Origin of the sequence: Kribbella qitaiheensis (assembly GCF_014217565.1) — a bacterium.
GTDB lineage: Bacteria > Actinomycetota > Actinomycetes > Propionibacteriales > Kribbellaceae > Kribbella > Kribbella qitaiheensis_A.
The window spans coordinates 6,875,869-6,890,104 of record NZ_CP043661.1 but is presented as its reverse complement, the minus strand read 5'-3'; the positions used below and the strand labels follow the sequence as shown (position 1 = coordinate 6,890,104).

16 protein-coding genes are annotated in these 14,236 nt (G+C 66.8%); 6 read left to right on the top strand and 10 right to left on the bottom strand.

Translation table 11 applies throughout. The annotated features are described in order from the left end of the window. Window positions 1–17 precede the first annotated feature (17 nt). Complete coding sequence (locus F1D05_RS32825; RefSeq protein ID WP_185444216.1) at window positions 18–617, bottom strand: AAA family ATPase; 600 nt, start codon at window positions 615–617, stop codon at window positions 18–20. Window positions 618–860: 243 nt separating this feature from the next. Here F1D05_RS32825 and F1D05_RS32820 point away from each other — a divergent pair, with 243 nt between their 5' ends. Further along, a complete protein-coding gene (locus F1D05_RS32820; RefSeq protein WP_185444215.1) occupies window positions 861–1,565 on the top strand; it encodes a M50 family metallopeptidase in 705 nt (234 codons plus the stop codon). A gap of 50 nt (window positions 1,566–1,615) precedes the next feature. Here the strand turns inward: F1D05_RS32820 and F1D05_RS32815 are convergent, their stop codons facing one another. Both F1D05_RS32815 and F1D05_RS32810 read right to left on the bottom strand, forming a co-directional pair. After that, entirely contained in the window at window positions 1,616–3,142 is a 1,527-nt protein-coding gene (locus F1D05_RS32815; RefSeq protein WP_185444214.1) for a phospholipase C, read from the bottom strand. Between the two features lie 148 nt (window positions 3,143–3,290). Then, on the bottom strand, window positions 3,291–4,313 hold the full coding sequence (locus tag F1D05_RS32810; protein WP_185444213.1) for an aldo/keto reductase: 1,023 nt from the start codon (window positions 4,311–4,313) through the stop codon (window positions 3,291–3,293). Between the two features lie 123 nt (window positions 4,314–4,436). Between F1D05_RS32810 and F1D05_RS32805 the strand changes: the two genes are divergently transcribed. Next, window positions 4,437–4,946 (top strand): mycothiol transferase, encoded by a 510-nt coding sequence (locus F1D05_RS32805; RefSeq protein ID WP_185449680.1) that lies wholly within the window; start codon window positions 4,437–4,439, stop codon window positions 4,944–4,946. On the opposite strand, the gene F1D05_RS32800 is transcribed toward F1D05_RS32805, so the two are convergent. Genes F1D05_RS32800 through F1D05_RS32785 form a run of 4 tightly spaced genes read right to left on the bottom strand, consistent with a single transcriptional unit; the run spans window position 4,943 to window position 8,215 of the window. Further along, the gene (locus F1D05_RS32800; protein WP_185444212.1) at window positions 4,943–6,112 is read right to left on the bottom strand and encodes a hypothetical protein; all 1,170 of its coding nucleotides are present in this window, start codon (window positions 6,110–6,112) and stop codon (window positions 4,943–4,945) included. The genes F1D05_RS32805 and F1D05_RS32800 overlap by 4 nt on opposite strands. A gap of 34 nt (window positions 6,113–6,146) precedes the next feature. Then, entirely contained in the window at window positions 6,147–7,013 is an 867-nt protein-coding gene (locus tag F1D05_RS32795; protein WP_185444211.1) for an exodeoxyribonuclease III, read from the bottom strand. 10 nt (window positions 7,014–7,023) lie between these two features. Further along, complete coding sequence (locus F1D05_RS32790; protein ID WP_185444210.1) at window positions 7,024–7,971, bottom strand: aldo/keto reductase; 948 nt, start codon at window positions 7,969–7,971, stop codon at window positions 7,024–7,026. 1 nt (window position 7,972) lies between these two features. Then, a complete protein-coding gene (locus F1D05_RS32785; protein WP_185444209.1) occupies window positions 7,973–8,215 on the bottom strand; it encodes a hypothetical protein in 243 nt (80 codons plus the stop codon). Window positions 8,216–8,287: 72 nt separating this feature from the next. On the opposite strand from F1D05_RS32785, the gene F1D05_RS32780 reads away from it, so the two are divergent. Together F1D05_RS32780 and F1D05_RS32775 are read left to right on the top strand one after the other, a co-directional pair. Continuing rightward, on the top strand, window positions 8,288–8,899 hold the full coding sequence (locus F1D05_RS32780; RefSeq protein ID WP_185444208.1) for a TetR/AcrR family transcriptional regulator: 612 nt from the start codon (window positions 8,288–8,290) through the stop codon (window positions 8,897–8,899). 250 nt (window positions 8,900–9,149) lie between these two features. Then, a complete protein-coding gene (locus F1D05_RS32775; protein WP_206685926.1) occupies window positions 9,150–10,574 on the top strand; it encodes a M1 family metallopeptidase in 1,425 nt (474 codons plus the stop codon). A 2-nt stretch (window positions 10,575–10,576) separates the two neighbouring features. On the opposite strand, the gene F1D05_RS32770 is transcribed toward F1D05_RS32775, so the two are convergent. Then, window positions 10,577–11,428: a LysR family transcriptional regulator gene (locus F1D05_RS32770; RefSeq protein WP_185444207.1), complete on the bottom strand. Its 852-nt coding sequence runs from the start codon at window positions 11,426–11,428 to the stop codon at window positions 10,577–10,579. 83 nt (window positions 11,429–11,511) lie between these two features. Here F1D05_RS32770 and F1D05_RS32765 point away from each other — a divergent pair, with 83 nt between their 5' ends. Continuing rightward, the gene (locus F1D05_RS32765) at window positions 11,512–12,396 is read left to right on the top strand and encodes an MBL fold metallo-hydrolase (protein ID WP_185444206.1); all 885 of its coding nucleotides are present in this window, start codon (window positions 11,512–11,514) and stop codon (window positions 12,394–12,396) included. 19 nt (window positions 12,397–12,415) lie between these two features. Beyond that, window positions 12,416–13,207 carry a maleylpyruvate isomerase family mycothiol-dependent enzyme gene (locus F1D05_RS32760; RefSeq protein WP_185444205.1) on the top strand — a complete coding sequence of 264 codons (792 nt, stop codon included), beginning with the start codon at window positions 12,416–12,418 and terminating at the stop codon, window positions 13,205–13,207. A 40-nt stretch (window positions 13,208–13,247) separates the two neighbouring features. Here the strand turns inward: F1D05_RS32760 and F1D05_RS32755 are convergent, their stop codons facing one another. Together F1D05_RS32755 and F1D05_RS32750 are read right to left on the bottom strand one after the other, a co-directional pair. Then, window positions 13,248–13,499 (bottom strand): hypothetical protein, encoded by a 252-nt coding sequence (locus tag F1D05_RS32755; RefSeq protein ID WP_185444204.1) that lies wholly within the window; start codon window positions 13,497–13,499, stop codon window positions 13,248–13,250. 191 nt (window positions 13,500–13,690) lie between these two features. Further along, a complete protein-coding gene (locus tag F1D05_RS32750; protein WP_185444203.1) occupies window positions 13,691–14,092 on the bottom strand; it encodes a hypothetical protein in 402 nt (133 codons plus the stop codon). Window positions 14,093–14,236 lie beyond the last annotated feature (144 nt).

Genomic DNA, 14,236 nt, shown 5'->3' with positions numbered 1-14,236 from the left:
CCGGTAACAGCCGTCGGCTACCCGAGTTCGTCTGCTTCTTGGCCAAGCCAGTCAAGTGCGATCGGGGCGACCTCGGCGGCGGTCAGATTTCGGGTGTCGAGGCGAAGATGCCGATGCCGGGTGAGAAATCCGTCGGCCGGAGTCGGCGTAGATCCGGTCGGATCCGTAGTCAATTGATGGGCTTCCATACTGCGGACGTTGCCATCAGACCATTCCACATTCTGCTTGCTCGGCTTGGCAGCCAGCCGGGTTTCACCCCGGTTCCGCACCAGGCGCGTTTCAAGGTCAGCGGTCAGCTCGAGTACGCATACCTCACCACCGGACTCATCGAACGGCGCGACGAGCTGTTCGACGTAGGCGGTATCAGCTGGGTCCCGCAGGTCCCAGACCAAGGTGAAGATCAGATCCACCCTGTTGCGTGCGGCTTCCTCTATCACTCGCCGACGGAACTCGAGGTTCAAGACGTTGAACGGCGCGGTGCCGTAGCCGAAGACCTCAGCCAGCGGCTCAATGGTGTGGTGATTGTGGAACAACCTGAAGTCACTCTGCGCGGCGATCTCCCGGCCCACCGTCATCTTGCCGACAGCCGGGGGTCCAATGATCAGAAGCAGCCTCATGGTCGGCAACAGTCCCAGGCACCCGGTCTCTCGTGCAACCAAGTTCCGCATCCGGCCCGGAGAGCTGGCCGGCAGGCACTCAGCACGCGGGCACCGGCCGGACCGCGTTCTCGATTGACGTCACGGCGGCGCTCGGCGACGGGGCCGAGCACAACGGTCACCCAACTCTCGCCGTACGGCGACCCACCGGTCACGAAGGCAGGCGGGGCGGGAAGTGAACGGGGGGCCTGTAAGGATGGGGTGATGAGTGAGGTTTGGGACAACATCACCACGGCGCAGCCTGAGGTTTCGGTGCAGGTCGTTATCGCTACTGGTGTGGTGGCGTTGTTGCTGATCGCTTGGCGTCCCGTATGGCGGCAGACGCGGCAGGTGGTGACTATCGCGCATGAGGGGGCGCATGGGCTGATCGCGCTGCTGGTCGGGCGGAAGCTTGCCGGGATCCGGCTGCATTCGGATACGTCGGGTGTGACCGTGTCGCGTGGGCGGCCGACCGGGCCGGGGATGATCGCGGTCCTGCTCGCGGGGTACCCCGGACCTGCGTTGTTCGGGCTGGCGGCCGCGTTCGTGTTGAGTCGCGGGTACGCCGTTGCGTTGCTGTGGGGACTCTTGCTCGCACTGGTGATCCTGCTGCTGCAGATCCGGAATCTGTTCGGGCTCTGGTCGGTGGTTGCCTTCGGCGCCTTGGTGTTCGCGGTGTCCTGGTGGGGTTCGACGGATGTGCAGTCCGCGTTCGCCCATCTGCTGACGTGGTTCCTGCTGCTCTCGGCGCCCCGGGCGGTGCTCGAGTTGCAGCACTCGCGGCGAGGCGGCGGTGGGCGGAGTTCCGACGCGGATCAGTTGCGGCGGCTGACCGGCGTACCGGCATTGATGTGGGTGGGACTGTTCGGCCTTGTCACGCTCGCGTGTCTGGCGCTCGGCGTCGTCTGGTCCGGCCTGCTCCCTTCCTGACCTCGCCCCGGCGGCATCGGATCATCGCCGACGCCACCGGAGTACGAAGGTCAGTGCCTCGTCGGCTGACCCGTCGCCGGGTCCAGCTGGAGAGCGTTGTGGGAGCGGTGCCCGAAGTCGAACAGGTTGTTCAGACTGCCGGCCTTCTCGTCGAACGAGTAGTTGCCGATCCGGCCGGTGTTCCAGTTGTCTTCCACGAATCGCAGCACCGAGGTCTGGTCGGTGGTCGCGTGGTCGACGTAGTTCTGCTTCGCGTACTGCGAAACGACGAGCAGGGGCAACCGGGGGCCGTAGCCGCAGCGGTCCTGGTACCCGCCGGCGATCCGGGCCGGGTTGGTGCCGCAAGTCTTGCCGTCGGTCAGGCCGTCATGGGCCGGGTCGTTCGACTGGTTCACGATCGGGCCGACCTGGTGGTCGTACCAGCCGTCGCTGTCGTCGTAGGCGATGACGACGGCGGTGTTCTTCCAGTCCTTGGACTTCTGCAGTTTGTTGATGGTGTCGACCACGAAGCGCTGCTCGTCGAGCGGCGTCGAGTAGCCGGCGTGACCGTCCTGGTACGCGGCTGCCTTCAGGTAGCTGACCGCCGGCATCCTGCCGTGGTTCACCGAGGCCCAGAAGTCGGTCAGGTCGTACTGGTGGTTCGCCGGGCCGTTGTGGCCGACCTCTTTGACCGAGGCCGGGCGGAGGTGCTGCGGGTTGGCCGTGCTCGCGTAGTACTGGAACGGCTCGTGGTGCGGGATGTAGTCCTTGCTCGTCACTCCACCGAGGTCGGCGTGGCTGGCGGCGCAGTCGGCGAAGCCGCCCTGGAACCAGCCCCAGCTGACGCCCTTCGCGTTCAGCAGGTCACCGATGTTCTTGTTCTTGGTGTCCACCGACGCGGAGCTGTCCCGGGTGTCGCACTTGTCCCCGGCCGGCTGCGGGTCGCCGATCATGGTGCCGCTGGCAGCCGGTACTGCGTCGCCGTCGGTGCTGAACCCGTGCGTCTGACCGCTGACCAGGTTGATCGCGCCCGGCGTCGACGGGCCGTAGACCGTGCCGTAAGAGTTGTCGCTCATCGCGAACCGCTGGGCGTAGTTCCACAGGCCCGTGACCGTGTTGCCGTCGTAGTACCCCATCACCAGGCCCATGCCGTGCCCGTAGTCCGCGCAGGTGCCGGCGCCGCGGCCGACCGTCTCGACGACCTTGTCCATCAGGCCCGAGTTCACGGCCTTCTGCTCGTTCGTATAGCTGTGGTCCTGGTCGCAGGTCTGCGCCTGGTCACGGCCGAGCCGGAACGGCTGGACAGAGTTGGGATTGTTCGGAGCGAGCAGCGGTGCGTCGAGCCCGTTCACACTCGGCGTACCGGGTGCCGCGGTGAAGCGCGGCTCCCCTGCCGGGTTGGCCGCGGTCGGGTAGGTAGCGAAGTAGTGATCGAACGAAATGTTCTCCTGGAAGATGACGACCAGATGCTTGATCGGTGTCGCCGTCGGCGCGCTCCGGTCATGGCCGAGCGCGACCGCGGGCACCGCGGCACCCAGCAGAACAAGTGAACCTAGCGCCGCTACGAGCGGGATCCGGCGAGTACTCCTGACAGACACGACATGCTCCTTCGAAAGCTGACTGGCCGGCGCCCGAAGCGACCTGGCGTTCCGTTCGGTGGTCCTGGCCGGTCTTCGGAAACTAGCACCGGCAGCGTGGCCAGGCGAGGACCTAGCCCGTACGCCGTCCTCCGCCGAAGCTGTTCGGCTAGCCCTCGATTGCGCGGTCGCGTTGAGCGACGCCGGGGCCGCCGTACGGGTAGTCTGCGGCGCCCGGGTCGCTTGCTTCGTCCAACGTCGTGCGCTCGTCGTCGGTGAGGTGCAGGTCGGCCGCGGCGAGGTTGTCGTCGAGCTGCGTCATGGTCCGCGCGCCGAGGATGACCGACGTGATCGCCGGCCGGTCCACCAGCCAGGCGAGAGCGATCTGCGCCATCGAGATCCCACGTGCCTCGGCGATCGTCCGGACCGCCTCGACGACATCGCGAACGCGCTGGTTCTTGCTGCGCCGATGCCACGACTCGACACCACGGTTCGGGTCCTCGCCGAGCCGGGTCGCACCCGTCGGCTCCTCGTCGAACGAGTACTTGCCGGTCAGCCAGCCACCGCCCAGCGGCGACCACGGCAGCAGCCCGAGCTTGTTCTCGAGCGAGGCCGGCACGATCTCCCACTCGATCTCGCGAACCAGCAGGTTGTACTGCGGTTGCAGGGTCACCAGCGGCGACCAACCATGCCGGTCGATCAGGTCGCAGGCCTTCTGCAGTTGCCAGCCGGTGAAGTTCGACAACCCGCCGTACGCGATCTTGCCGTCCCGGATCGCGTCCTCGAGGAAGCTGAGCGTCTCCTGCAACGGCGTGATCGGGTCCCACGCGTGCAGTTGGTAGAGGTCGACATGGTCGACACCGAGCCGGGTCAGGGACGCGTCGAGAGCACGCCGCAGGTGGCGACGCGAAGTACCGAGGTCGTTCGGTCCGTCGCCGGTCGAGAACCGGCCCTTGGTCGCCAGTACTACGTTGTCGCGAGCGGAGCTCTTCGCCAGCCAGTGGCCGACGATCTCCTCGGAGGCACCGGCGGTGTAGACGTCGGCCGTATCGATCAGCGTGCCGCCGACCTCGACGTACCGGTCGAGCTGCTCATGCGCGCCCGCCTCGTCGGTCTCGTTGCCGAACGTCATCGTGCCGAGTGCGTACGTCGACACGACGGTGCCGCTGTTGCCCAGAGTGCGGTATTCCACAGCTTGCTCCTTGGTCAGGACATATGAGCCAACTGCGAGCTTAAACCCCCACCCGCGGGGTACGGGGAACTGTCCGAAGCGCGCGCTACCGTGGCTGACGACCGCGTGACGAAGGGGAAAAACGTGAACACCAGCGAACTGCTGCTCGATTCGTACGGCCGGATCCAGGAGGTCGTGCACGACGTGGTCGACGGGCTGGACGACAAGACTCTCAGCACCCGGCCCGAGGGCACCGGTAACTCGATCGCCTGGCTGGTCTGGCACCTGACCCGGATCCAGGACGACCACCTCGCCGACGCCGGCGGCTATGAGCAGGTGCACACGGCCGACGGCTGGCACGACCGGCTCGGGCTGCCGTTCGACGCCTCCGACACCGGTTACGGGCATTCCGCGGAGCAGGTCGCCACAGTGCAGCTATCGGCCGACCAGCTCGCCGGGTACTACGACGCCGTGCACGCCAGATCGCTCGAGTACCTGAAGACCCTGACCGACGAGGACCTCGACCGTGTCGTCGACAAGCGCTGGGACCCGCCGGTCACCCTCGGCGTACGCCTAATCAGTGTCATCTCGGACGACCTGCAACACGCCGGCCAGGCCGCCTACATCCAAGGACTGCTTGCTGACGGCAACTAGTGCAGAGCGGTGAGGTCTGTCTTCCACAAGGTCAGCGGACCGCCGACAGGGCCCGACAATAGGTAGAGCGCGCTGCCGACCTGGACGGTCTGCGTGACCTGACCGCTTGGGCCGGTCGCGTCGCGGACGGTCCACTGGCTGCCGTCGCCGGTCAGCACCTTCACCTTGCCACCGTCAGCGGCGACCTGGATCAGCTTGCCGTCCGACTCGACGGCCGACGGCACCTGGTCCTTGTCGCCGACGGCGAACTGCGGCACGCCCTGGTACCGCGAGGCCTTATCGCCCTCGACCTTCCAGATCGCGAGCTTGCCGTCGACGTACCCGGAGGCGAGGCACACGGTCGCAGTACAGCTGATGGTGCGAGCCTCGCTGCGGTTGCCCGCGTCAGGTAGCTCGAACCGCGACCAGCCCTGGTTCAGCTGGATCGAACGCCACAGGACGGCATGCTGCTCGACCAGGTTCGGACCGAGCTTCACCTGCGAACCAGCAAAGACAATGCCACTGCCCGAGACAGCACTGGAGCTGGGACCGACCAGGAGGTTGGCCGTGCTCTGCAACGCAGTACCGGCGACTTTCTGCCGGATCCACTTCTCGCCCTGCGGCAACCAGACCGCCGCGTCGAGCCCGGAGACCTCGCTCCCCCACGTGCCGAGCAGCGCACCACCAGCCGGCGTCAACGCCGCGCCGATCACACTGCCGGCCGTCTGACCGCCGAAGGTGTTGAACTCCTGCGGCTTCTCCACCAGCCCCGCGGTCGAGCCGGTCCAGACGGTGTAGCGAGTGTTCGAGTGGGCGCCGCCGGCGGCGCCGGCCAGCCCGAGGATCGTGGTCCCCTCGATCGCCACCGACTGCCAGATCGCCTCGAAGGCATACGCACTGCTCGGCTTCAGCGGGATCGGCGTCAACTTGCCGTCGGCGGATTGGATCGTCAAGCCAGGAACGACTTTCGCACCCCGGTGCCGCAACCCGATCAGCAGCTCTTCGCCCTTCGGCGTCAGCGTGACCGGCTCCTCGCCGGCCGGAAGCCCGACCTTCGTCCAGGCGACCGGGTCACCCTGACGAAGACCATCGGTTGTCGGGTCGGAGTTGTTGCAGGCGCTGACGATCAGGGTCGCTGTCAACAGCGCTACTGCGGCTAGTGCCCCGCGGCGGACTCGGTTCGGCATCCCGTCAGTATGTGCTCACAGGAGGGTTAACAGCTCAACGATTCTGCGGAAGTTTCGTCGTGCGCTTGCGCCCGCCTCGCGGAGCCGAGGGCGGCGGCACGACCGGCCCGATGTCGCCGTCCGGTGCGGTGTCCAGGTCGACGATCACCGGCGCGTGGTCGCTCGGACCGGTGCCCTTGCGGGCCTTGCGATCCACCCACGCGGCCTTGACCCGATCGGCCACCGGATCCGAGGCCAGCATGAGGTCGATCCGCATCCCGAGGTCCTGATGGAACATGCCGGCCCGGTAGTCCCAGTAGCTGAAGACGCGCTCGTTCGGCCAGCGATCCCGTACGACGTCGTGCAGCCCGGTCGACATCAAGTCGGTCAGCGCCTGCCGCTCCGGCACGGTGACGTGCGTCGACCCGACGTACGCCGCCGGATCGAACACGTCCGCATCGGCCGGCGCGATGTTCATGTCGCCGCAGACGATCGCCTCGGCAGGTCCAGCCGCGACGACGTCCTTGAGTGCGGCGAGCCAGGCGAGTTTGTACTGGTAGTGATCCGAGTCAGGCGTTCGCCCGTTCGGCACGTACAGCGAATGGATCCGGATCCCGCCGCAGGTCGCGGCGACGGCGCGGGCCTCGGGATTCGGGAAGCCTGGCGCGCCTGCGATGCCGGTGACGACATCCTCCAGGCCGACCTTCGAGAGCAGCGCTACGCCGTTCCACTGCACTTCGCCGTACAGGGCCGTCTCGTAACCGCGATCGGTCAACTCCGCGTCCAGCAGGCTCCTGAACGCATCATCGGCCAGCTTGGTTTCCTGCAGACACACCACGTCGGGCTGTCTCTCGTCGAGCCACTCCAGCAGCCGAGGCATGCGTTGCTTGACTGAGTTCACGTTCCAGGTAGCTACTCGCACCTGCCCTACGTTAGGCGATCACCCGGTGCGGCCGGTACGGCGCTTCGAGGCGGGCCCGTTCATCGGACGTGAGGGTGAGCCCGACCGCGGCGACGGCATCCTCGACGTGGCGGATCTTGGTGGCTCCGACGATCGGCGCGTTCACCCCGTCCGCACCGAGCAGCCAAGCCAGGGCGATCTGGGCCGGCGCGACGCCACGCTCTTTCGCGACCTCACGGACCGCTTCGACGACTTCGAGATCACCCGCGTCGTACATGTCGTCTGCGACCGGATCGGTGCCCGAGCGAGCCGTAGTACCGGCTTCTCGCGCCAGCAACCCGCGAGCAAGCGGGCTGTAGGGGATCACGCCGACGCCCTGGTCGACGCAGAGCGGGATCATCTCGCGCTCCTCCTCGCGGTAGACCAGGTTGTAGTGGTTCTGCATCGACACGAAGGGAACCGCGGCGACCCGCTGCGCCTTCGCGAACTGCCAGGCACACATGCTCGACGCCCCGAGATACCGAGCCTTACCAGCCCGTACGACGTCCGCCAGCGCCTCCATCGTCTCCTCGATCGGCGTCTCGTCGTCCCAACGATGGATCTGGTAGAGATCGACGTACTCCGTGCCGAGCCGGCGAAGCGACGCATCGATCGCGTCAAGGACGTGCTTGCGAGACAGGCCCCGATCGTTCGGCCCGGGCCCGGTCGGGTAGTAGACCTTCGTGGCCAGCACATAGTCCTCACGACGGGCGAAGAACTTACGCAGCATCCGGCCTGCGAGCTCCTCGCCAGTACCCTTGGAATACGCATCGGCGGTGTCGAAGAAGGTCACTCCGGCCTCGACCGCCTGCCGGACGATCGGCTCGGCCGCCTCCTCACCGAGGTGCCACTCCCGGGCACCACCAGTGCCGAAACTCATCATCCCCAGGCAGATCCGCGAGATCCGCAGTCCGGTCGCGCCGAGCCTGCTGTACTCCATCTCAGTTCTCCATCTGGGTCGCGTTGAGTTCCGCCAGCCCGGCGAAGCTGAACCACAACGCCGCCGCCAGCTCGATCCGGTCGAAATCCTCGACCAGCTCCTTCAGATAGGTCACTAGTGCCTCCTCGCCGCGCTCGAACTCCCCCTTGATCGCCGGCGGGTCCACCAACCGGTCGACGATCGTCCAGCCGATACCGCCGCGCCACGACAGCCCGGTGTCGTAGTTCACCCCAGTGGCAAGCATGATCAGCAGGCTAGCACTCAAGTCATACTCAGTATATTTTTTATCCGAGTATGAGTTCTCTATGCTGAGCCGGTGAACGAGCAACCACAGCACGGTCGGCGGGAGCGGAAGAAGACCGAGCTCCGGACCAGGCTCTCGGATGTCGCGATCGCCCTGTTCCTCGAGCGCGGTTTCGACGAGGTCTCCGTCTCCGAGGTCGCCGAGGCGGCGGACGTGGCCCGGCCGACAGTGTTCGCCCACTTCCCCCGCAAAGAAGACCTGGTCTTCGACCGCTATCCCGAGGCCGAGGCGCTGGTGGTCGGCGCGATCACCGACCGTCCGGCCGGCAGTTCGGCGGTTACTGCCGTGAGCGACCTGATGATCTCGCTCGCCGAGCAGGGGCATCCGCTGTCGGCGATCCGGGCTGAGTTCGCTCCGTTCTGGCGGCTCGTCGCGGCGTCCCGGCCGTTGCAGTCACGGGCCCGGGAGCGGCTGGAGCATCTCGAACAGGCGATGACGCCCGCGATGGAGGCGACGGATGTCCCCGAGCCGAGACTCACCGCGGCGCTGACGGTCGCGGCGTACAGGACCGTCCATCTCACTTCGGTCGAACGGGTCCTGGCCGGCGAGGACCCTGCCGCCGTCGCCGCGGATCACCTCGTCCGGGTCCGCGCGACCCTCGCCCGCCTGGCCCACTTTGCCTGAGAAGATCACGCTCGCCGCCGACCTACCCCCGGTCCCCTAGTGGCCCCGTGTCGGAAGTTCCGTTAGCGATAGCGGTGGTCAGGTGCGTGCATCGCGGTGCGGCGGAGCGGCCTCGATGCTCTGGCATCGTGGCCGTTTCGCCGCTGCCGTGAGGTGCGTGCCTGGGCGCCGGTAGCGCAACGGAACTTCCGACACGGGGCACTAGGATCGCCTGATCGTGCCAGTCGTTGAGGAATGCCAAGGAGGAGTAATGGGACGTGCCGCCCGTCGCCGCGGTTACCTGTTGATCAGCTGCGCATTGGCCCTGGGATTGGTGGCCACGACGAACCTGCCGGCGCAGGCCGCGCCAGGGCGAGCGTCGCAGTTTTCCCCCGGTGCATCAGGTGCCGGAGATCCTTACTTCCCCGACATGGGCAATGGTGGCTACGACGTCAGCCACTACGACATCAGGCTCGCGTTCAACCCCAAGACCAAGGCGATCAACGCGACCACGACGATCCTCGCCAAGGCCACCCAGAATCTCTCCCGCTTCGACCTGGACTTCCAGGGACCGCTGAAGATCAGCAAGCTCTCGGTCAACGGGCGGGCCGCGTCCTTCACCCGCAGCGGTGCGCAGGAGTTGGTGATCACCCCGCCGCACGGCCTGTGGCGGGGAAGCACGTTCCTCGTCTCGGTGACCTACGCAGGCGTCCCGCAGAAGATCGACGACCCGGCACTGGGCCTTTCCGGCTGGGTCGCCACCAAGGACGGCGCGGTCGCACTCAACCAGCCCATCGGCGCCGCGACCTACTACCCGGTGAACGACACCACCAACGACAAGGCGACGTACAGCCAGACCATCACCGTGCCAACCGGACTCACCGTGCTGGCCAACGGTGAACCCGGGCCCACCACCAAGCATGGTGACCAGACCACCTTCCGCTGGCACATGAACAAGCCGCTGGCCAGCGAGCTGGCCATGATCGCGATCGGGAACTACAACCTCACCCGCGGTGTGACGGCCGACGGCCTCCCGAACATCACGGCCATCGGCAAGTCGATCGATATCAAGGCCGGTCAGGGCAAGGTCTTCAACAAGACCACGGCGCAGATCGTCCAGTGGGAGTCGTCGTTGTACGGGCGCTACCCGTTCGACTCGACCGGCGGCATCCTCGCCGACCTCGGCGTCCACTACGCCCTGGAGTCACAGAGCCGACCGGTGTACGACCAGCGCACCAGCAAGGTCGACGGTGACCTGCTCGCCCACGAACTCGGCCACCAGTGGTTCGGCGACAGCCTCACTCCGGTGCACTGGTCGGATATCTGGCTCAACGAAGGCTTCGCCACCTACTCGGAGTGGCTCTACCAGGAGAAGTTCAACGGCATCCCGGTGAAACAGAGCTTCGCGGAGGCCTACGCCGACGAGAAGGACTGGACCGGCAAGGTGGCCGACCCCGGACGGGATCAGATCTTCGACGACCTGGTCTACTCCCGCGGTGCGATGACGTTGCAGGCGCTGCGTATGAAGATCGGCGACCGCGCCTTCTTCCAGGTGCTCAAGCAGTGGCCGACGACGTACCGGCACGGCAATGTCTCGACGCAGACCTTCATCCGCTTCGTCGAGCGACTGACCCACCGCGACCTCGGCGCGTTCTTCCAGACCTGGGTCTACCAGCCGGGCAAGCCGACGCTCTGACCTCAGCCTTTGTAGAGGGTGGCGGCGGTTTGGGCGAAGGAGCGGATCAGCGGGCTCGGGCTGTCGCTGTTCCAGGCCGCGACCAGGTGGCTCGGGGGCATGTCGAGCAGCGGTACCGCGGCGACTCCTTCGGGCAGAGCGTGCGTGACCGGTGCAAGCCCGATGCTGCCGTTCCAGATGATTGCTTGTAGGCACTCGTGGACGGTTCGTACGACAGACCCGTCGCGCTCCGAGCCTCCGTTCCAGTACGCCCGCCACCTCGCGTCTGTACCTTCGGGGAGCTGACACCAGGTGCGGTCGGCCAGGTCGGTCAGTCGCAAGGCCTCGTACTGCGCGAGCGGGTCGTCGGCGCGAAGGATGACGCCGATCGGGTCGGAGCGCAGTACGAGGGTGGTGATGCCGTCGTCGTCGAACGGGGCGCGGGTGATGGCGAAGTCCACGAGGCCGGCCCGCAATCCCGTGGTGGGGTCGGTGAAGTCTGCCTCGCGAATGTGGAACTTGACTGCGGGATGGCGTTCGCGGAAGGCGGCCGCGAACTCGATACCGGCCTGCTCGACGCTGTCGCCAAGGGTCCCGATCGTGACCGCGGCTGCTCCGGCTACTGCTGTCACTCGGTCGCGCGCCTGGTCGGCCTGCTCGAGCAGGGTGCGCGCCTCGTCGTACAGGGCCTTGCCTGCGGCAGTGAGGCTCACTCCGGCAGGAGATCGCACCAGCAACAGGGCGCCGAGATCGGTTTCCAGTTGCTTGATGGCTCTGCTCAGCGGCGGCTGGGTCATGTGCAACCGCGCTGCGGCACGGCCGAAGTGGAGCTCTTCGGCTACGGCCACGAAGTAGCGCAACAGGCGTAGGTCCATCGCTGTCGCACGATACCCGCTCGGTATCGGAGCTGCGGAATCGGTGTTGGACGGTCCTCGACTCTGCAGGATGGACTGACGGCATGACGATGCCCGAACCCGAAGTACAGCCCAGCGGTGCGCAGGAACTGGCCCGGGACTTGGTGGTGATACCGGATCGGCGGCTGCCGCTGGTGCCCAACATCGGGGTGATCGGCGGCACGGAGTCGGTGCTCGTGATCGACACCGGTCTCGGGTTGACCAACGCGGAGAAGGTGCTGGCTTTCGCGACGGAGTTCGCCCGGGGCCGGCGGCTCTACCTGACCACGACGCATTTCCATCCCGAGCACGCGTTCGGTGCGCAGGTGTTCGCCGGCGCCGCGACCTTCCTGGTCAATCGAGCCCAGGCCGAGGATCTGGCCGCCAAAGGGCCTGGCTATCTCGAGATGTTCAAGGGCCTCGACGAAGTGGTGGCCCGGCGGCTCGAGGGTGTCCAGCCTGCCGCTCCGGATCTTGTTTACGACACTCGGTACGACCTCGATCTCGGCGGCCGGGTCGTGGAGTTGCGAGCGACCGGCCGCGCTCATAGCAAGGGCGATCAGGTCATCACCGTGCCTGGCGACGGGGTGATGTTCACCGGCGATCTCGTCGAGGCAGGGCAGTTCTCGATCTTCCCGTGGTTCCCACCGCACGACACCGATGTGTCGGGTACCCGCTGGCTGGCGGTGATGGAGCGGCTGATGGCGGAGAAGCCGCGGATCGTGGTGCCCGGCCATGGCGAGGTGGGTGGGCCGGAGCGTTTGGCCGACGTACGGGACTATCTGCGGTTACTGCGCGACGAGACCTGGGTACGGCGTGATTCGGGCGTCGGCGAGGAGACGATCGCCGCCGAAGTACGGGCTGTGATGCTCGCGCGGTATCCGCAATGGGACGGGCAGGAATGGATCGAGAAGGGGGTTGGTTGCTTGTGCACAGAGCATGCCGCGTGACCACTTTCTGGAGGACGAATTGAGCAACGCCGACACAGTCATCACCGCTTTGCGGAACGGGCATGACGGACTCGCTGAACTGGTGGAGAAGTTCAGCGACACCGACCTGGCCGGGCCGTCGGGCGCGACCGAGTGGGACATCTCGCAGGTGCTCAGTCACCTCGGGAGCGGCGCGGAGATCATGACTGCGACCGTACGCGCGGCGCTGGACGGGACACCTGCCCCCGACGGCGACTTCAACCAGTCCGTCTGGGACCGCTGGAACGCGGCGTCCGGCCGCGAGCGCGCTGACGGATTCCTTGAGAAGAACGAGTCGCTGACCGCCCTGTACGAGTCTTTGGACTCCACCCAGCGGGACGAGCTGGGGATCCAGCTTTCCTGGCTACCCGAGCCGGCGGAGGTGGCAACCGTCGCGCGGCTGCGGCTCAACGAGTTCACGTTGCACGCGTGGGATGTCCGCAGCGGGCTGGACGACAAGGCCACCCTCGACGGGCAAGCAGTGCCCGAACTGCTGGAGAGCGCACTCGGGAACCTCAGTTGGATCAGCAAGCCGGCCGCGCTCAACGGCGAATACTCCGTGATTCAGGTCACCCTGACCGATCCGGCCAAGCAGCTGACGCTTCACCTGAACGACCCGGTCAGCATCTCCTTCGACCCGGCCAGCAGCCCCGATGGGACTCTCACGGTGCCCGCCGAAGCCTGGCTGCGACTCGTCTCCGGCCGGCTTGCGCCGCAGTACACGCCTGATGGCGTCGAGAGCACGGGAGCAGCGAGCCTCGACACCCTCCGGCACGTCTTCGCGGGCTACTGACGGCCCGTGCCCGTAGCTCTTCGCGCTACCGGCACGGGCATCAGGCCGTACTAGCGTCCGCCGCCACCTGCTTTTCGGGTGCCGACGGGCGCGCACTCGCCAGTTCCAGGTCAGCACGACTCTGCGGCAGCATCCAGCCCAGCGGCTTGGCGAGGACGAGGCCGACCGTGGCTTCACTGATCTGCAGCAGGTCGGCGATCCGGCGTACGGCGTCTGCCTCGTCGACCGCCGAGTAGATCAGGTGGATCACTTCGTGGCGATGCGCGAAGACGACCAGCGCGGCCGCGGCCACGCCAGGGTCAGCGTGGGCAGGTTGAGTGTTATCCCCGTGTTTGTTCACAACCAGACAACGTTTCGGCTAGTAGATTGGTCACGTCACGGGCCTCTTGGGGATGCATTTCGCCCGGCTGACACCATGGGGACGTGCTCAGACTTCGCCGTTCCTCCTGGCCCGCCGACCTCACCGAAGCGGTCCTGATCGCCTCACGCCACACCACCAGCGGCAAGGAAGAGATCCTGGCGGCCGTCCAGCTGACCACCGGTCACTGGGTCGCCGGGACCCGCGCCGCCGTCTACCTGCCGACGGAGGCCACCACCGCCGTACGGCGCGTCGGCTGGGAACACATCGAGCGCGCCGCCTGGAACTCCGACGAGTCGATCCTGCACGTCTACGAGACCACCGCGTTCGGTACGCCGCTGCGCGCGACCGATCTCCCCGTCGACGACCCGGGCCCGCTTCGGCCAACTGCTCCGCGAACGGGTCGACGCCAGCGTCGTCATCCAGCGGCACGTCCCGCTGACGGGCAAGAAGGGGGTCCGCATCGTCGGCCGCCGCAACCCCGCCGACACCAACGCCGCCATCTCGTGGAACTTCGTTCTGGACAAGGGATTGGAGCCCAGCCAGCCCGGGCTGATCGACCATGCCGAGGCCGCGCTGGCCGCCGTACGGGACGAGTTCGGCGTCTGACGCGGAAGCGGTCCCGGCCCCGATTCGAGACGGCCGGAATCCCATTTTTGTAGTTCGCCCCC

Coding starts and splice junctions, on each gene's coding strand:
- F1D05_RS32825 (WP_185444216.1), bottom strand. CDS start 617: ATGAGGCTGCTTCTGATCATTGGACCCCCGGCTGTCGGCAAGATGACG.
- F1D05_RS32770 (WP_185444207.1), bottom strand. CDS start 11,428: ATGGACCTACGCCTGTTGCGCTACTTCGTGGCCGTAGCCGAAGAGCTC.
- F1D05_RS32775 (WP_206685926.1), top strand. CDS start 9,150: ATGGGACGTGCCGCCCGTCGCCGCGGTTACCTGTTGATCAGCTGCGCA.
- F1D05_RS32790 (WP_185444210.1), bottom strand. CDS start 7,971: ATGGAGTACAGCAGGCTCGGCGCGACCGGACTGCGGATCTCGCGGATC.
- F1D05_RS32800 (WP_185444212.1), bottom strand. CDS start 6,112: ATGCCGAACCGAGTCCGCCGCGGGGCACTAGCCGCAGTAGCGCTGTTG.
- F1D05_RS32785 (WP_185444209.1), bottom strand. CDS start 8,215: ATGCTTGCCACTGGGGTGAACTACGACACCGGGCTGTCGTGGCGCGGC.
- F1D05_RS32765 (WP_185444206.1), top strand. CDS start 11,512: ATGACGATGCCCGAACCCGAAGTACAGCCCAGCGGTGCGCAGGAACTG.
- F1D05_RS32820 (WP_185444215.1), top strand. CDS start 861: ATGAGTGAGGTTTGGGACAACATCACCACGGCGCAGCCTGAGGTTTCG.